Source organism: Kitasatospora herbaricolor (genome assembly GCF_030813695.1).
Taxonomy (GTDB): Bacteria; Actinomycetota; Actinomycetes; order Streptomycetales; family Streptomycetaceae; genus Kitasatospora; species Kitasatospora herbaricolor.
In genome coordinates, this window is sequence record NZ_JAUSVA010000002.1 from 3,601,717 (window position 1) to 3,617,792 (window position 16,076).

Consider the following 16,076-nt stretch of genomic DNA (forward strand, 5'->3'; position numbering starts at 1 on the left):
CCATCCCTCACGGGGAGGGACGTCCGTCGGCCGGCAAGGGTTCCGGGGGACCGGCTCCGGGTGCGGGTACCCGTCCGAACCGGTCATCGGGCTGCCTTCCCGGCGATCTTCACATCGAAACATAGAGGGTGATTTATCACCCCATTCGGTGGTTCATGGGCTATGCCCACCCAATGTCCGGTCCCGCAGGTTGACACACGCACCCCTCTTGCGGTCTGCTTGCTCCCATGTCAGAGTCCGCCGCCCCCCGGAGCCGCCAGGCCGAGCTCCGCCGTGCCGCGAACTCTTCCCACTGTTGTCGCCTCTGTTCCTGCTGTATCTAGGCGCTCGCGTCCCACCGCGCGCCGCCCAGGACCACAGAGGCCGCCCGCGCGCTCCCGCCCCAGGACCCCCGCGGAACCGGCTGATCCCCGTTCGAACCAGCCGCATTCCGAGGACGATCCCATGCGAATGAACCGCATCCGCAAGCGGAACCGCGACCGCAACAAGCACGCCCGCCGACCCGGGGCCTCCCTCGCCGCCCTCCTCCCCTCCCCCGCCGCCGAGCCCGTCCGCCCCTGGGCCGACGGCCTGAGCGACGTCTCCATCGCCGGCGACCCGCTGGCCTTCCCGCACCTGGCCCGCACCGACCTGCCCCAGCACCCCACCACCGTCGCCGGGTACGCGCAGCTCGTCCGCGAGATCGCCGCCGACCGGGCCCGCTGGGAGCCGCTGGTCCGCTACGACGCGCTGACCCGCTGGTACGCCCGGCTGGAGACCGGCCCGGGCTACGAGGTCTGGCTGCTCAGCTGGCTGCCCGGCCAGAGCAGCGGCTTCCACGACCACGGCGACTCCTCCGGCGTGATGAGCGTGGTCGGCGGCGAGCTCGTCGAGCGCTCGCTCACGCACGCCGGCGAGGGCGCGCGCACCCTGCGCCCGGGCGGGCAGCGGGTGTTCTCCTCCGGCTACCTGCACGAGGTGGTCAACGCCTCGCTCGAACCCGCCGTCAGCATCCACCTCTACTCGCCCGGTCTGACCGAGATGCACCAGTACGGCGCGCCCGTCGTCCCCGAGACGCAGCCGGTGAAGCAGCCCGCGCAGCAGAGCGCGGACCCGGCCGGGGCCCACTGACGCCCCGTCCGCCTGGCAGGATGGGCGCATGCGCATCGTGGCACTGGCAGGCGGAATCGGCGGAGCGCGCTTCCTGCGCGGCCTCAAGGAGATCGTTTCCCCCGCGGACGAGATCACCGTCATCGGCAACACCGGCGACGACATCCACCTCTTCGGGCTGAAGGTCTGCCCGGACCTGGACACCGTGATGTACACCCTCGGCGGTGGCATCCACGAGGAACAGGGCTGGGGACGCGCCGACGAGACCTGGTCGATCAAGAACGAGATGAAGGCGTACGGCGTCGGGCCCGAGTGGTTCGGGCTCGGCGACCGTGACTTCGCCACCCACATCGTCCGCACCCAGATGCTCGGCGCCGGCTACCCGCTGAGCGCCGTCACCGAGGCGCTCTGCGACCGCTGGCAGCCCGGCGTGCGGCTGCTGCCGATGAGCGACGACCGGGTGGAGACGCACGTCCGGATCACCGACGAGCAGGGCCCGCGGGTGGTGCACTTCCAGGAGTACTGGGTGCGGCTGCACGCCGCCGTCGCCGCCGAGGCGATCGTCCCGGTGGGCGCCGACACCGCGAAGCCCGCGCCCGGTGTGCTGGAGGCCCTCGCGGCCGCCGACGTGATCCTCTTCCCGCCGTCCAACCCGGTCGTGAGCATCGGCACCGTGCTGGCCGTGCCCGGGATCCGGGAGGCCGTCCGCGCGGCGTCCGCCCCGGTCGTCGGGCTCTCCCCGATCATCGGCGGGGCCCCGGTGCGTGGCATGGCCGACAAGGTGCTCGCGGCCGTCGGCGTCGAGGCGACCGCCGACGCGGTGGCGCTGCACTACGGCGCCCGGGCCGCCGAGGGCCTGATCGACGGCTGGCTGGTCGACACCGCCGACGCCGGATCGGTGGCCGCCGTCGAGGCGGCCGGCATCAGCTGCCGGGCCGTCCCGCTGCTGATGACCGACACCGGGGCGACGGCGGCGATGGCCCGCGAGGCGCTGGCGCTGGCCGAGTCGGTGCGCCGGTGAGCCTGCACGTCCTGCCCGTCACCGGCCTGCCGGAGATCGACACGGACTCCGACCTCGCCGAACTGATCGCCAAGGCCGGTGACTTCGAGGACGGCGACATCCTGCTCGTCACCTCCAAGATCGTCAGCAAGGCGGAGGGCCGGCTGCTGCGCGCCGCCGACCGCGAGGCCGCCATCGACGCCGAGACCGTCCGGGTGGTGGCCCGGCGCGGCCCCGCCCGGATCGTCGAGAACCGCAACGGCCTGGTGATGGCCGCCGCCGGCGTGGACGCCTCCAACACCGCGCCCGGCACGGTGCTGCTGCTCCCCGAGGACCCGGACGCCTCCGCCCGCGCCCTGCGCGCCCGGCTCCAGCAGCTGACCGGCCGCCGGCTCGCCGTCGTCGTCACCGACACCTTCGGCCGGCCCTGGCGCAACGGCCTGACCGACGTCGCGATCGGGGCCGCCGGCCTGCCCGTCCTGGAGGACCACCGGGGCCGCACCGACAGCCACGGCAACGAGCTGGCACTGACCGTCACCGCCACCGCCGACGAGCTCGCCGCCGCCGGCGACCTGGTCAAGGGCAAGGCCACCGGGACGCCGGTCGCCGTCGTCCGGGGCCTGGCCGGCCTGGTCACCGCCGAGGACGGCGCGGGTGCCCGCCCGATGGTCCGGGCGGCCGCCGACGACATGTTCCGGCTGGGCACCTCCGAGGCGCTGCGCCAGGCCGTCACCCTGCGGCGCACCATCCGCTCCTTCACCGCCGAGCCGGTCGACCCGGCGGCCGTCCGCCGGGCGGTGGCCGCCGCCGTCACCGCGCCCGCCCCGCACCACACCACGCCCTGGCGCTTCGTCCTGCTGGAGAGCCCCGAGGTCCGCACCCGGCTGCTGGACGCGATGCTCGCCGCCTGGCAGCAGGACCTGCGCGAACTCGACGGCTGGGACGACGCGAGGATCGCCCGCCGCACCGCCCGCGGCAACGTCCTGCGCGACGCGCCCTACCTGGTGGTGCCCTGCCTGGTGATGGACGGCTCGCACGCCTACCCGGACCGGCGCCGGGCCGCCGCCGAACGAGAGATGTTCACCGTCGCGATCGGCGCCGCGGTGGAGAACCTGCTGGTCACCCTCACCGGCGAGGGCTACGGCTCGGCCTGGGTCTCGTCCACCATGTTCTGCCGGGACACCGTCCGGGCCGTCCTCGACCTCCCCCCCGACTGGGACCCGATGGGCGCCGTCGCCGTCGGCCGCCCCGCCGAGGCCCCGCGCGAGCGGCCGGCCCGCAGCGCGGACGCCTTCGTCACCGTGCGCTGACCCCGGGCGGGCCCGCCGGCGAGCGGGGGCCCCGGGGTCGGTGCGGCCGCCTCACCGGCCCCGGTGGTCGTTCGGCGCCAGCCGCGGGCCGTAGCGCGGGGCGTGGCCGGCGGTGGCCAGCAGCAGCCGGCAGACCCGGTGGCGCTGCGGGCGGTAGGGCTCCAGCAGCGCCAGCATCTGGGTGTCGTCGCTGCGCGGGCGGCCGGCCAGCGCCCAGCCGACCAGGTTGGGCAGGTGGAAGTCGCCGACCGAGACGGCGTCCGGGTCGCCGTTGCTGCGCTGCAGGGTCTCGGCGGCCGTCCAGACCCCGATGCCGGGCACCGAGGTCAGCCGGGCGAAGGCCTCCTGGTGGGCCAGGCCGGAGGCCTCCTCCAGCCGGGGTGCCAGCCGGGCCGCCCGCACCACGGTGGCGGAGCGCTTCGGGTCGACGCCGGCCCGGTGCCACTCCCAGCTGGGCAGCATCGCCCACTCGCGGGCGGACAGCGGCACCCGCATGCCCTCGGCCGGCCCGGGGGCCGGGGTCCCGAAGTCGCGCAGCAGGACCCGCCAGGCGCGGTAGGCCTCGTCGGTGGTGACCTTCTGCTCCAGGACCGCCGGGACGAGCGACTCCATCACCAGCCCGGTCCGGCCCAGCCTGGCCCCGGCGAGCCGGCGCTGGGCGTCGCGCAGCGGCCCCGGGGGCAGCACCAGGGCGGCGGGGTCGTCCTCCGCGCCGAGCAGCGCGGGCAGCTGTTCCAGCAGCCACCCGGCGCCGGGCCCCCAGGCCCGCGCCTCGACCTCGCCGGCCGTCGGGCGGCCGAGCACCCGTAGGGTGCCGATCCCGGCCGGGGTGCGGGAGGCCCGCCAGACGGCGCCGTCGCCGGTCCGGCGGTACGAGGGGTCGGCCGGGCCGCGGCGCAGCGGCAGCAGGGCGCGGACCGGGTCGACCGGGAATCCGGGCCGCCAGCGCCGTACCGCCTCCTCCGTCACCGCAGCCGCCTCCCGTGTGCCGGGCCGTCCGCCGGCCCCCGCTCCGCTGTCCCGCCGGGTCACCTTCGCCGACCATGGACCTATGAACGATACGCGGCTGCCGGAGCTGTCCCACGCCGACGAGAGCGCCGTCCGCGGGCTCTACCACCGGATGCTGGACGGCTGGAACACGGGCGACGGATCGGCCTTCGCGGGCCCTTTCGCCGGCGACGGCGAGGCCATCGGCCCGGACGGGAGCCGGTACGTGGGGAGGTCCGCCATCGCCGCCGAGTTCGGCCGGATCCTCGCCGAGCGCGAGCCGGCGGAGTACGTGGCGAGGGTGCGCAGGGTCCGCCCGCTGGCCCCCGGGGCGGCGCTGCTGGACGCGGTGGCGGGCCTGGTGCCGCCGGAGGCGGAGGACATCGATCCGGCGCTCAACGCGCTGCACACGGTGATCGCCGTGAACCGGGGCGCCGGCTGGCGGATCGCCCTGCTGCAGCAGACCCCGGCCCGCTTCGGCGGGCGCCCCGATCTGGCGGCGGCGCTGACCGCGGAGCTGCGGGCGCTGGCCGCCCGCACCCCCGGCCCGGTCGGCTGAGCCGTCCCGGCGGTCCCGGCCGGAGGGGTGCCGTCCCGGCGGTCCCGGCCGGAGGGGTGCCGGACACCGGGCGCGGGAGGAGCGCGCGGGCGGGCGGCTGCCCGCGGCGGCGTCGAGCGGCGGCGGCGTCGAGCGTCGAGCGGCGGCGTCGAGCGGCGTTCCTCGGCGCGCGGAGCGGACGCGCGCCGTCCACGGCGGCCTTCGCGCCGCCGGTCCGCCCGCCCGGCACGCCCCGGGGCGACCGGGTGCCCAAGATCACATCCGCCGGAGGGCGCCCCGGGCCGGGCCGGGCACCGGTTCCTGACGCGACGCCGCCTCCCGGGGGGCCCGTCACCCCTCCCGGTGGCGCCCCCCTAGGCCGTAGGCTGGGGCGCACCATGACTGCGCCTTTCGCTGCCGATGCCCGCACCCCTGTCGAGCTGCTGCACGCATATCTGCGAGGTGGCACTCCCGCTGCGGATCCCTCACTCCCGCTGGTCACCTTCTACGACGACGCGACCGGCGAGAGAGTCGAACTCTCCGCCCGGACCTTCGACAACTGGGTCGCCAAGACCGCCAACCTGCTCCAGGACGAGCTGAACGCCGGGCCCGACGACCGCGCCGCGCTCCTCCTCCCCGCCCACTGGCAGAGCGCCGTCTGGCTGCTGGCCTGCTGGTCGGTCGGGGTGACGGCCGCCCCCGGCGGCGACCCCGCCGACGCCGACCTGGTGGTCAGCGGCCCGGACGGCCTGGAGGCCGCCCAGGCCTGCACCGGCGAACGGGTGGCCCTGGCGCTGCGCCCGCTCGGCGGCCGCTTCCCGCAGCGGCCGGACGGGTTCCTGGACTACGCCGCCGAGGTCCCCGGTCAGGGCGACCGCTTCGCGCCGTACTCCCCCGTGCCGCCGGACGCCCCCGCACTGGAGACCACGGTGGACGGCCTGCCGCTGAAGCTCACCGGCGAGCAGACCGTCCAGCTGGCCCGCGAGGGCGCGGCCCGGCTCGGCATCGGCCCCGGCGACCGGGTGCTCTCCACCCTGAGCTACGAGGACTGGTCCGGCCTGGAGGCCGGCCTGCTGGCCCCGCTGGCGGTCGGCGCCTCGGTGGTGCTGTGCCGCAACTCCGGGTCGCTGACGGCCGATCAGTGGGAGAAGCGGACCGACTCCGAACGGGTGACTCTGCGCCTGGGGTGACCCGGCGCCCCCGGGCCGGCGGGTAGGCATCCCTGCCATGGCCGAGGACGAGCACACCCAGGACTCCCCGACTGCACCCGGACAGAGGAAGCCCGGCCGAGGGCGCCGGCGATGGCTGCTGATCATCGCCGGCGCCCTCGCCTTCGTCCTGCTCGCCTGCGGCGCCCTGGTGTGGATCGCGTACCGCAAGCTCGACGGCAACATCAGGACGGACACCGCGACCCAGCGGCTGCTGGCCAAGCTGGAGGCCGAGCGTCCGAGCCGCACGGCCGGCGCCCGGGGCGCCGAGAACATCCTGCTGATCGGCAGCGACGACCGGACGGGCGCCAACGCCGCGTACGGCTCGGCCGGCGGCCGGCGCTCCGACACCACGATCCTGCTGCACATCGCGGCCGACCGCCGGCACGCGACGGCGGTCAGCATCCCGCGCGACGTGATGGTGACCGTCCCGTCCTGCGAGCTGCCGGACGGCACCCGGACCGGCACCCGGCTGGTCCAGTTCAACGCGGCCTTCGAGACCGGCGGGCCGGCCTGCTCGATCCGCGCCGTGGAGCAGCTCAGCGGCATCCGGATCGACCACCACATGATCCTGGACTTCACCGGCTTCAAGGCGATGGTCGACGCGGTGGGCGGGGTGGAGGTCTGCGTCCCGCAGGCGATCCACGACAAGGACGCCAAGCTCGACCTGCCGGCCGGTCGGCAGACCCTGCGGGGCGAGCAGGCCCTCGGGTACGTACGGGCGCGCGAGAGCCTGGGGGACGGCAGCGACACCCAGCGGATGGGGCGTCAGCAGCAGTTCCTGGCCTCGCTGATCCGCAAGGTCCAGTCGCAGGGGGTGCTGCTGAACCCGGCCAGGCTCTGGCCGGTGCTGGACGCGGCCACCTCGTCGGTCGAGGCCGACGAGGGCCTGTCCTCGCTCGGGGCGCTGTACGACCTGACCTGGGACCTGCGCTCGATGCAACCCGCGAACGTGGTCTTCCTGACCGCGCCGCGCCGCCCCTACCGGCCCGATCCGGACCGCGACGAGTTCGTGCAGCCGCAGACCGCCCAGCTCTTCACCGAGCTGCGCGAGGACCGGCTGCTCACCGTCCGGCCGCCGGGCTCTGACGCCGGGGCCTCGCCGGGCGCCCAGGCCGCCGGCGGCCCGCCCGACCGGGCGGCCTTCGGGTCGGTCGCCTCACCGGGCCCGAGCCCGAGCGCCCCGCCCGTCTTCGAGGGCAGGACGGCGGACGCGGACGGCTGCGTCATGCACTGACCACGTTCCGTACCGGAACGGTCCCGCCAGGAGTTCGTCAGCCCGGCGGGCGGAAATCCCCGAAAGAGTCCAATTCCTGAAGTCGCGGGCAGCGGCCGGACGGAATGTTCAGGGCTTTGTCCGTGAATGCCCGTAATAAAGGGCATGGCAGAGATCACAGTCTGTTCAAACCCCCCGCCGGGCTCGTCTAGGGTGTCCGGGTCGGCCACGAACCACGTGCCGTCCACCGCGCCCGGGGAGGGAGACAGTCGTGCAGGGAACCCCGCAGGAGGTCGACCCCGCGGACCGGTGGGTGCTGGACCCGGACACCGGTCAGTACCGGCTCGACCTGGCCCCGCGGGTGCCCGGACCGCGCGCCGCGCCCGCCGGGCCGCTCCCGGACGCCCCGCCGCCGGGCGGGCGGGCCGCCCGCCGCCGCGGGGCCGGCACGGCCCGGAGCCGCCGGCGCCGGGCGCTGAAGTGGACGGCCGGGGCCGCCGCGCTCGTCCTGGTGGCCGGCTGCGGCGGCGCGCTGTACCTGTACGAGCACTTCAACAACAACATCACCGCCGTCAAGGTCCAGCTGGGCGACGAGGCCGAGCGCCCCCAGCCGGCCGGCGACGCGATGAACATCCTGGTGCTGGGCACCGACAGCCGCGAGGGCCTCGGGAGTTCGTACGGCGACGCGGGCAGTGCCGGGCACGCCGACACCACGCTGCTGTTCCACATCGCGAAGGACCGCAGCAACGCGACCGTGATGAGCATCCCGCGCGACCTGATGGTGCAGATCCCCGATTGCCAGAGCGGCGACAAGCGGATTCCCGGCGAGGCCCGGGCGATGTTCAACACGAGTCTCGGGCAGGACGGCCGCGATCCCGGTTGCAGTTGGAAAACCGTCGAAAAGCTGACGGGCATTCGGATCGACCACTTCGTCATGGTCAACTTCGACGCGGTGAAGACGCTCTCCACCGCCGTCGGCGGTGTGGAGGTCTGCGCCGCCAAGGACATCAACGACCCGGATTCCCACCTGCGGATGACCAAGGGCAAGCACCTGGTGCAGGGCGACGAGGCACTGGCCTTCGTCCGCACCCGGCACGCCGTGGGCCTCGGCGGTGACCTGACCCGCATCCCGCTGCAGCAGCAGTTCCTGAGTTCGATGATCCGCGCGGTCAAGAGCGGTGACACCCTGACCAGCCCGGCCAAGCTGTGGAACCTGGCGAACGCCGCCACCAAGGCGCTGACGGTCGACTCGGGGCTGAACACCGTCGACCACCTGAAGAACCTCGCGCTGGACGTGAGCAAGGTGGACACCAAGCACATCACCTTCGCCACCGTGCCGGTGCTGGACGACCCGCAGGACAAGAACCGGCTGGCGCTCAAGCAGCCGGACGCCGGCCAGTTGTTCTCCATGGTGGCCGGCGACCGCTCGCTGACGGACGCCCCGGCCGCGCAGGGCCCGGCCGCGCCCCCGGCCACCGGCCCGGCCGCCGCCCCGACGCCCTCGGCGAGCGCCGCACCGGTGGTGGACCCGAAGACCGTTCCGGTCACCGTGCGCAACGGCACCGGGACGCCCGGGCAGGCGCAGCAGGCCGTCGACCGGCTGCGGGCCGCGGGCTTCACCAGGGCCGCCACCGCCGCCAACGCCGGCGCGACGTCGGCCAGCTCGATCGGCTACCCGGCCGCCCGGGCCGGCCAGGCGGCCGCGCTGGCCACCGCCCTCGGCCTGCCGGCGACGGCGCTCAAGGAGGAGCCGGGGGCCGGGGCGAAGGACCCGCTGGTCGTGCTGCTCGGCAAGGACGTTACGGCCGCCACCGCGGCGGCCGCGGTACCCGCTGAGGCCCCCAAGGACCTGCAGCGGGTCGAGGCGGACGACGCCGGCCTCTGCGCGAAGTAGCCCTCCGGGAATTGTTCTGACTATGTAACACATCCGATCATCTGTCGTGACCTCCGGTAGGTTCCCCTCCGGACGGCCCATCAGGGGCCACGGTCGCGAGGGGTGGCGCACCGCCATGGCAGTACACGCACCGGCCAGGCCGGGCCACCGCCGCAGGCCCGCCGCCGAACGCCCCGCGCGCCGCCGCTGGCTCCGGCCGGTCGCCCTGGTCACCGGTCTCACCCTGGTCGGCGGCTGCGCCGGCGCCTACCTCTACATCCGGCACCTGGACGCCAACATCCAGCACGCGCCGCTCGGCGCCGGCAACGCGCCGCCGCCGGGCGGCGCCGCCGACGAGCACGGCCGGACGGCGATGAACATCCTGATCATCGGCACCGACAGCCGGAAGGACCTGGGCGGCGCCTACGGCGACCGGCAGAACGTCGGCCGGGGCAACAACGACGTCAACATCGTGCTGCACGTCTACCCGGACCGTCGCTCGGCCGTCGCCCTCGACCTCCCCCGGGACACCCTGATCGACCTGCCCGCCTGCAAGGACCCGCAGAGCGGCCTGACCGCCCCGGCCGTGAAGCACCGCCCGCTCAACGAGGCCATGGGCCGCGGCGGCCCCGGCTGCGTGCAGGACACCGTGCAGTCCGTCACCAACCTGAAGATCGACCACTTCGCGGTGGTCAACTTCCAGGGCGTCAAGGACCTCACGGACGCCGTCGACGGCGTGGACGTCACCCTCTGCCGGCCGATCAAGGACGGCGACTCGCACCTCGACCTGCCCGCCGGCCGCAGCCACCTGAGCGGCGAGCAGGGCCTGCAGTTCGTCCGGACCCGGCACGCCGTGCAGGACGGCACCGCGGTCGGCCGGTTCTCGATGCAGCGGGACTTCCTCTCCTCGCTGCTGCGCAAGCTGACCGACCGGGGCACCCTGCTCGACCCGACCAAGGCCTTCCCGGTGATCGAGGCCGCCGCCCGGTCGATCACCGTGGACGACGCGATAGCCGGCACCACCAAGCTGGTCGGGCTGGCCTCCGAGCTGAAGAACATCAAGCCGGCCGAGGTCGCCTTCGCCCAGCCGCCGGTCGAGTACACCGCCGACGACCCCGACCGGGACCTGCGGCAGAAGGACCGCCTGGCGCAGCCGGCCGCCGACCAGCTGTTCGCCCTGATCCGCGCCGACAAGTCGCTCACCGGCGGCCCCGACCAGGCACCGGAACCGGCCGCCGGCGCAGCCGCCGCCACCGCACCGGCCCCCGGCGCGCCCGTCGGTTCGGCACCGCCCGCCGCACCGCCCGCCGCTCCGTCCACGGTCCCCGTGACCGTGGTCAACGGTGTCGGCACCCCGGGACTGGCCACCTCGGCGCAGAAGACCCTCACCGGGCTCGGCTACCCGGCCGCCCTCGGCCGCAACACACCTCAGCCGGTCGCCGCCAGCACCGTGCGGTACGGCCAGGCCGACCGCAAGGGCGCCGCCGAGGCCGTCGCCCGGGCGCTCGGCCTGCCGGAGTCCGCCGTGGCCGCCGAGGGCGGCGGCCGGAGCGTCCTGGTCACCCTCGGCGCCGACTACCGGGCCGGCGCCCCGGGCGCAGGGGCGGGGCCGGCCCCGGTGCCGACCGCCGTGCCCGGCGACGCCTCGGTGCACACCGGCGACGAGACCGCCTGCTCGGGCGGCGCCAGGTTCGGCACCTTCGTCCGCTGAGGCGTCCCGGCCCGGGAACGGACCGGGAGGGGCCTCGGTGGCCCTTCAAGGACCCCGCAGCGACCGTCGGTGGCCCTTCAGCGGCCCTGCAACAACCCGGACGGCCGGGCCTCAGCCCGTCTCGGCCGGCCGGACCGTCGTCGCCGTACTGGCCGGCGGGCGGCTCCCGATGACCTTGCGGGCCAGGGACCGGGGCGAGGTGAGGAAGCCGAAGCCCCAGCTGAGGTGCATGGTGGCGAAGGCCACCGGCAGCTGCGCGCGGGCCTTGAAGGAGAGGCCGCGGCCCTCGGTCACCGCTCCGCCGAGGATGCCGAGCAGGTAGCCGGCCGGCAGCGCCAGGAAGGCGGGGTGGACGGCGCTCAGCGCGAGGCCCAGCACCACCGCCAGGAAGGCGGCCGGCGGGGCCAGGTACCGCAGGTTGACCGAGCCCCGGTGGTAGCGCGTGACGACCCGGCGCCAGCGGCCGTAGTCCTTGTACTGCTTGGCCAGCGCCCGGACGGACGGTCGCGGGCGGTAGGTGACCCGCAGTTGCGGGGTGAACCAGATCAGGCCGCCGTCCTGGCGGATGCGGTAGTTCAGCTCCCAGTCCTGGGCGCGGACGAACTCCTCGTTGTAGCCGCCGAGCCGCTCCAGCACCTCGCGCCGGAAGACGCCCAGGTAGACGGTGTCGGCCGGGCCGGCCAGGCCGCCGGTGTGGAACGCCGCGTTGCCGACGCCGATCTTGGACGTCATGGCCGCGGCGACCGCCTTCTCCCACTCCGTCTCACCCTCGGCGAACATGATGCCGCCCACGTTGGCGGCCTCCATCTCGCCCAGCAGCCGCACCGCCGTGGTGATGTATCCGGGCGTGAGCAGCCCGTGACCGTCGACCCGTACCACTATCGGGTGGCTGGACCCGCGGATCGCGGCGTTCAGCCCCGCCGGGGTGCGTCCGGTGGGATTGCGCACCGTACGGACCCGGGAGTCCTCCGCGACGAGTTCGGCGGCGATCTCGTCGGTCCGGTCGCTCGACGGACCGAGGGCGATCACCACCTCCATCGGGCCGGCGTAGTCCTGTTCCAGGATGTGCCGGACAGCGGTGCGAAGGTGTCGTTCCTCGTTGAGCACCGGCATGATCACGGAGACCGCCGGCAGCTCCTCAGCAGCCTTGGTGTTCATCGAGGCCAACCGTACCGGTGCAGGTGGGTCCCAGTCTCGTCCCGGTCCTGGCACTCCTGCGAACCCCGCCCGAGATCCGGGGTTCCGGCAGGTGCCTGCCCGCCCCGGCGAGCCCGGCGTGCCCTCACCGGACGCGGCCGCACGCACGCATACCATCGGGAGGATGCCCTCGTCCCCGTACCCCGCCTCGCCCGTGCCGCACCGCCGCTGGACCCGGCGGCTGGCCGGCGGCGCCGCGTTGGCCGTGCTGGCCACCTCCTGCGGCGGCTGGGCGGTGCTGAACGGGCTCGGCTCCGCCGTGGAGCGGGTGGACGCCTTCAGCGGCGACCGGGCCCGCCCGGCCGACGACGGCGCCACCACCTTCCTGGTGGTCGGCACCGACGACCGGGAGGGCATCCCGGAGGAGACGCTCAAGAACGTCCTGCACGCGGGCGGGAAGTCCTGCCACTGCACGGACACCATGATGATCGTCCAGCTGGCCGGGGACGGCGGCCGCGCCAGCGTGATCAGCCTTCCGCGCGACTCCTACGTGGACATCCCCGCGCACCAGGACCAGAGCACCCACAAGGAGGTCCCGGCCGGCAAGGGCAAGATCAACGCGGCGTACGGGATGGGTGGCGCGCAGCTGGCCGTGCGGACGGTCGAGCAGAACACCGGCCTGCGGATCGACCACTACCTGCAGCTCGACTTCGTCAGCTTCGTCTCCACCGTGGACGCCCTCGGCGGGGTGCCGGTCTGCACCTCCAAGCCGCTCAAGGACGACTACTCCGGCCTGGACCTGCCGGCCGGGACCACCACCCTGGACGGCGCGGGCGCGCTCAAGTACGTCCGGGCCCGGTACGTGGACGGCAGCGCGGACCTCGGGCGGATGCACCGGCAGCACCGGTTCATGGCGCAGCTGCTGCACCGGGCGACCGATTCGGGGACCCTCCTCAACCCGGTGAAGCTGGCCCGGCTGACGGACGGCGTGCTCGGCTCCGTCAAGGCCGACAAGGACCTCGACGTCGGCGAGCTGGTCACGCTGGCCACCCGGCTGCGGGGGCTGTCCGCCGGGAACACCGACTTCGCGACCGTCCCGCTGGGCGTCCTGGACCACCAGGTGCCGGGCTGGGGATCGACCGTGCTCTGGGACCAGGCGGGCGCCAAGGCCCTGTTCGACGCCGTCCGGGCCGGGCGGCCGCTGGTGGCCGCCCCCGCCGCACCGCCGTCCGCCGCGGCGGCCCCGGCCCCCGCCGGCGCCGCTCCGCCGGCCGCCCCCGCGCCCGCCGTTCCGCCCGAACAGGTGCACGTCCAGGTGCTCAACGGCGCCGGGGTCGCCGGGCTCGGCGCGCGGGTGGACGCCGACCTGCGCCGGGCCGGCTTCGCCACCACCGGCGCCCCGGCCAACGCGTCGGCCGGTGAGACGGCGGCCCGGACGGTCGTCCGCCACGACCCGCGCTGGGACGAGTCGGCACGCACCCTGGCGGCCGCGCTGCCGGGCGCGGAGCTGGTCGCCGTCCCGGGGCTGGGCGGGACTCTTCAGGTGGTGGCGGGCAGCGACTACCAGGGCGTGGCCGCTCCCCCCGGGCCCGGAGCCGCGGCTCCCGCCGCGGCCACGCCGGCCGCCACCGCCCCCGCAGCCGCAGCCGCAGCGCCCTCCGCCGCAGGCGGCGCCGCCACGGCCGCCGAGATCACCTGCCCCTGAGCCTCCGGGGGCGCCTTCGCCCGCGGCGACCTGCGGCAGCGCCGGACAGCCGCCCGACCGGGCAGCCGGACGGCCGGGCAGTCGCTCAGCCGGGCAGCCGCTCAGCCGCTCAGAACGCGAACCGGGCGATCACGAACACGATGTACCCGGTCAGCGCCGCCCTGTTCACCAGCAGCTGCGGGCTGACCAGCCGCTCGCGCAGGGCCGCGCCCGGACGGCGGGCCGGCCGGTGGGCCGCGGTGGCGATGGCCGTGGCGACCGCCTCCGGGTCGTACGGGCCGCCGAGGTGGCGGCTGAGCAGCCGGGCCGGCCGGCTGCCGATCCGCAGCTCCCGGCCGTCGGTGAGCTGGACGGCGAGCCGGTGCCGGTGCACGGCCGCCGCGTTGACCTGGTCCCACGGGACGAACCGGCGGGTCATCCCGGAGACCACCGCGACCCCGCGCCCGTCGATCGCCGCCTGCCAGGTCAGCGCGCCGGCGGCGGCCAGGAAGACGGGTATGCCGGCGAGCAGCGGGTGCACCAGCCCGGTGCCCCAGGAGCGCGAGCCCAGCAGGTCCACCAGTGCGGCCATCGCCAGGGCCACCAGCGGCCCGGCCGCCAGCCGCAGGGCCAGCGGCATCTCCCAGCGCTGCGCGGGCAGCGGCGGCCCGTCCGCCGGGGCGGCCGCGATCGTCCGCGCCGCCAGCGCGGGGACGGCCAGCTCGTCCTCCAGGTAGTGCCGGTGGCGCGGGCCGCGCCGCGGCGCCAGCACGCCCTCCCGGCAGACCACGGCCAGCCAGCCGGGCTCCGGCCCGTCCGGCGCCATCCCGGGCCGGACCAGCAGCTGCGCGTAGGGCCCGTCGGGCCCCCGGTAGAGCACCGCGGGCACGGGACGGTTGACGGCCTCGAAGACGGCGGCGGCGTGCTCCGGCAGCGCGGCCGGCACCTGCTCCCCCGGCTCCTGCGGGTACTCCTCCTCGTACTCGTCGTACTTCTCGCCGTCCTCGTCGTCCCCGCCGTCGCGTGGCTCGTCCTCGCGCCAGCCGCGGCGCTCGCTCCACGCGTACGACTCGGCGGCCCGCAGCCGCCACAGCGGCCGGCCCTCCCCCGTGCCGTCGCCGTCCACCGGCCCGACCAGCAGACTGCCCTTGCCGTCCGGCTGGACGAGTACCGCGAGGGCCGGCGCGCACGGCTCCCCCAGGCCCCGCCGGATCCGCACCCAGCGGCTCGCCGAGCCCAGCAGCAGGGCGCCCAGCAGCGCCGGCAGCGCTCCGGCGAAGGCGAGGTCGGTCGGGTCGTAGGGCTGGCCCTCGATCCTCACCCAGTCCTCGCCGTCGACCAGCAGCGGCACCGCCTCGCCGGCCACGGGCAGCGGGCTCCACAGGACGTCCGCCTCGAACTCGCGGTCCGGCCGGCCGCCCGCGGACCGCCCGGCGTCGCCCGCGGCCGCCTCCGCCCGGGCCGCGTCCCCGGCCGGCAGCCGGTAGCCGATCCGGGCCGTGCCGGACGGCTCGTCGACGGAGAGCACGGTGCCCGGGACACGCGCCGCGCCGTCCGCCCGGTGGTCGCTCTGCGCCTGGCGCACCAGCCCGGTCAGCGCCAGCAGCACACCGGCCGCGACCAGCAGCCGGCCCAGCAGGCGCCGCCCGCCGCGGCGGGCCGGCGGCGGCACCGGGGACGGCACGCCGGCCAGCGTCCAGGGGTAGGGCTCGGGGGTGCCCATCAGGACGTCCAGCTGGTGCCGGGCCCGCCGCCGGCCCAGCTCCGCGCCGATCAGGACGAGGGCCAGGAACCCCTGGCAGGCCAGCGCCGTCCAGCGGCAGACCTCGTTCTCCAGGCCGCCGGGCAGGTACCAGAGCCCGGCCGCCACCGCGACCGGGACGAGCGCCAGCCCGCGCGGCCGGGCCAGCAGCAGGACCACCTCCGCGAACACCGAGAAGGTCGCGAGGGCGCTCGACCAGGACTGCACGCAGGGCTGCGCCGCGGTGCAGGCGCTCGCGACCGGTTCCAGCGCGGTGGCCAGCACGATGAAGGCGACGGGCACCAGCGCCAGCAGGCGGCTGTCCAGTCGTCGCCGCTCCGGTGGCCAGGAGGTCCGGGCGGCCCGCCAGCGGGCGGCGGCGGCGGAGGTGAGCGGCGGCGCGGCCGGCAGGGCCGGGGACGGCCCGCCCGGGCCGGGCAGGCCCGGGTCGCTCATGTCGGGACTGGGCATGCGTCGATGCTCTCAGGCGGGCCGGGCGGTCCCGGCGAAGGGGTCGGGCGGACGGCGATGCGGGCCGGAGCACGCGAAGGGGCCGGGTGCGTCGCACCCGGCCCCTTTTTG

Annotated in this window: 12 protein-coding genes; 9 read left to right on the forward strand and 3 right to left on the reverse strand. The window is 75.7% G+C overall.

Annotation, left to right across the window (positions count from 1 at the left end):
- The first annotated feature begins 444 nt into the window (after positions 1–444).
- Genes J2S46_RS16030 through J2S46_RS16040 form a run of 3 tightly spaced genes read left to right on the forward strand, consistent with a single transcriptional unit; the run spans position 445 to position 3,399 of the window.
- Positions 445–1,110, forward strand: a complete 666-nt coding sequence (locus J2S46_RS16030) for a cysteine dioxygenase (RefSeq protein WP_229913358.1) — start codon at positions 445–447, stop codon at positions 1,108–1,110.
- Positions 1,111–1,138: 28 nt separating this feature from the next.
- The gene (cofD, locus tag J2S46_RS16035; RefSeq protein ID WP_191294259.1) at positions 1,139–2,110 is read left to right on the forward strand and encodes a 2-phospho-L-lactate transferase; all 972 of its coding nucleotides are present in this window, start codon (positions 1,139–1,141) and stop codon (positions 2,108–2,110) included.
- Entirely contained in the window at positions 2,107–3,399 is a 1,293-nt protein-coding gene (locus J2S46_RS16040; RefSeq protein ID WP_191294258.1) for a coenzyme F420-0:L-glutamate ligase, read from the forward strand. The genes cofD and J2S46_RS16040 overlap by 4 nt, the downstream gene beginning before the upstream one ends.
- Positions 3,400–3,450: 51 nt before the next feature.
- Here the strand turns inward: J2S46_RS16040 and J2S46_RS16045 are convergent, their stop codons facing one another.
- Positions 3,451–4,368 carry a DNA-3-methyladenine glycosylase family protein gene (locus J2S46_RS16045; RefSeq protein WP_191294257.1) on the reverse strand — a complete coding sequence of 306 codons (918 nt, stop codon included), beginning with the start codon at positions 4,366–4,368 and terminating at the stop codon, positions 3,451–3,453.
- A gap of 82 nt (positions 4,369–4,450) precedes the next feature.
- On the opposite strand from J2S46_RS16045, the gene J2S46_RS16050 reads away from it, so the two are divergent.
- The 5 genes from J2S46_RS16050 to J2S46_RS16070 all read left to right on the forward strand — a co-directional run bounded on the left by J2S46_RS16050 (position 4,451) and on the right by J2S46_RS16070 (position 10,932).
- The gene (locus J2S46_RS16050) at positions 4,451–4,945 is read left to right on the forward strand and encodes an SgcJ/EcaC family oxidoreductase (RefSeq protein ID WP_191294256.1); all 495 of its coding nucleotides are present in this window, start codon (positions 4,451–4,453) and stop codon (positions 4,943–4,945) included.
- Between the two features lie 377 nt (positions 4,946–5,322).
- Positions 5,323–6,114, forward strand: a complete 792-nt coding sequence (locus J2S46_RS16055; RefSeq protein ID WP_191294255.1) for a TIGR03089 family protein — start codon at positions 5,323–5,325, stop codon at positions 6,112–6,114.
- A 37-nt stretch (positions 6,115–6,151) separates the two neighbouring features.
- Positions 6,152–7,369, forward strand: coding sequence for an LCP family protein (locus J2S46_RS16060; RefSeq protein WP_191294254.1), 1,218 nt, complete (start codon positions 6,152–6,154; stop codon positions 7,367–7,369).
- Between the two features lie 250 nt (positions 7,370–7,619).
- The gene (locus J2S46_RS16065) at positions 7,620–9,242 is read left to right on the forward strand and encodes an LCP family protein (RefSeq protein WP_191294253.1); all 1,623 of its coding nucleotides are present in this window, start codon (positions 7,620–7,622) and stop codon (positions 9,240–9,242) included.
- Between the two features lie 115 nt (positions 9,243–9,357).
- On the forward strand, positions 9,358–10,932 hold the full coding sequence (locus J2S46_RS16070) for an LCP family protein (RefSeq protein WP_191294252.1): 1,575 nt from the start codon (positions 9,358–9,360) through the stop codon (positions 10,930–10,932).
- Between the two features lie 111 nt (positions 10,933–11,043).
- Here the strand turns inward: J2S46_RS16070 and J2S46_RS16075 are convergent, their stop codons facing one another.
- Complete coding sequence (locus tag J2S46_RS16075; RefSeq protein WP_073926821.1) at positions 11,044–12,090, reverse strand: glycosyltransferase family 2 protein; 1,047 nt, start codon at positions 12,088–12,090, stop codon at positions 11,044–11,046.
- 163 nt (positions 12,091–12,253) lie between these two features.
- Here J2S46_RS16075 and J2S46_RS16080 point away from each other — a divergent pair, with 163 nt between their 5' ends.
- Positions 12,254–13,774 (forward strand): LCP family protein, encoded by a 1,521-nt coding sequence (locus tag J2S46_RS16080; protein ID WP_191294251.1) that lies wholly within the window; start codon positions 12,254–12,256, stop codon positions 13,772–13,774.
- Between the two features lie 109 nt (positions 13,775–13,883).
- Here the strand turns inward: J2S46_RS16080 and J2S46_RS16085 are convergent, their stop codons facing one another.
- On the reverse strand, positions 13,884–15,965 hold the full coding sequence (locus J2S46_RS16085; RefSeq protein ID WP_191294250.1) for a hypothetical protein: 2,082 nt from the start codon (positions 15,963–15,965) through the stop codon (positions 13,884–13,886).
- Positions 15,966–16,076: the final 111 nt, after the last annotated feature.

Bases quoted from the DNA above. Each gene is read 5' to 3' on its own strand.
- cofD (WP_191294259.1), top strand. From the start codon at position 1,139: ATGCGCATCGTGGCACTGGCAGGCGGAATCGGCGGAGCGCGCTTCCTG.
- J2S46_RS16070 (WP_191294252.1), top strand. From the start codon at position 9,358: ATGGCAGTACACGCACCGGCCAGGCCGGGCCACCGCCGCAGGCCCGCC.
- J2S46_RS16055 (WP_191294255.1), top strand. From the start codon at position 5,323: ATGACTGCGCCTTTCGCTGCCGATGCCCGCACCCCTGTCGAGCTGCTG.
- J2S46_RS16075 (WP_073926821.1), bottom strand. From the start codon at position 12,090: ATGAACACCAAGGCTGCTGAGGAGCTGCCGGCGGTCTCCGTGATCATG.
- J2S46_RS16030 (WP_229913358.1), top strand. From the start codon at position 445: ATGCGAATGAACCGCATCCGCAAGCGGAACCGCGACCGCAACAAGCAC.
- J2S46_RS16060 (WP_191294254.1), top strand. From the start codon at position 6,152: ATGGCCGAGGACGAGCACACCCAGGACTCCCCGACTGCACCCGGACAG.
- J2S46_RS16085 (WP_191294250.1), bottom strand. From the start codon at position 15,965: ATGCCCAGTCCCGACATGAGCGACCCGGGCCTGCCCGGCCCGGGCGGG.
- J2S46_RS16050 (WP_191294256.1), top strand. From the start codon at position 4,451: ATGAACGATACGCGGCTGCCGGAGCTGTCCCACGCCGACGAGAGCGCC.
- J2S46_RS16080 (WP_191294251.1), top strand. From the start codon at position 12,254: ATGCCCTCGTCCCCGTACCCCGCCTCGCCCGTGCCGCACCGCCGCTGG.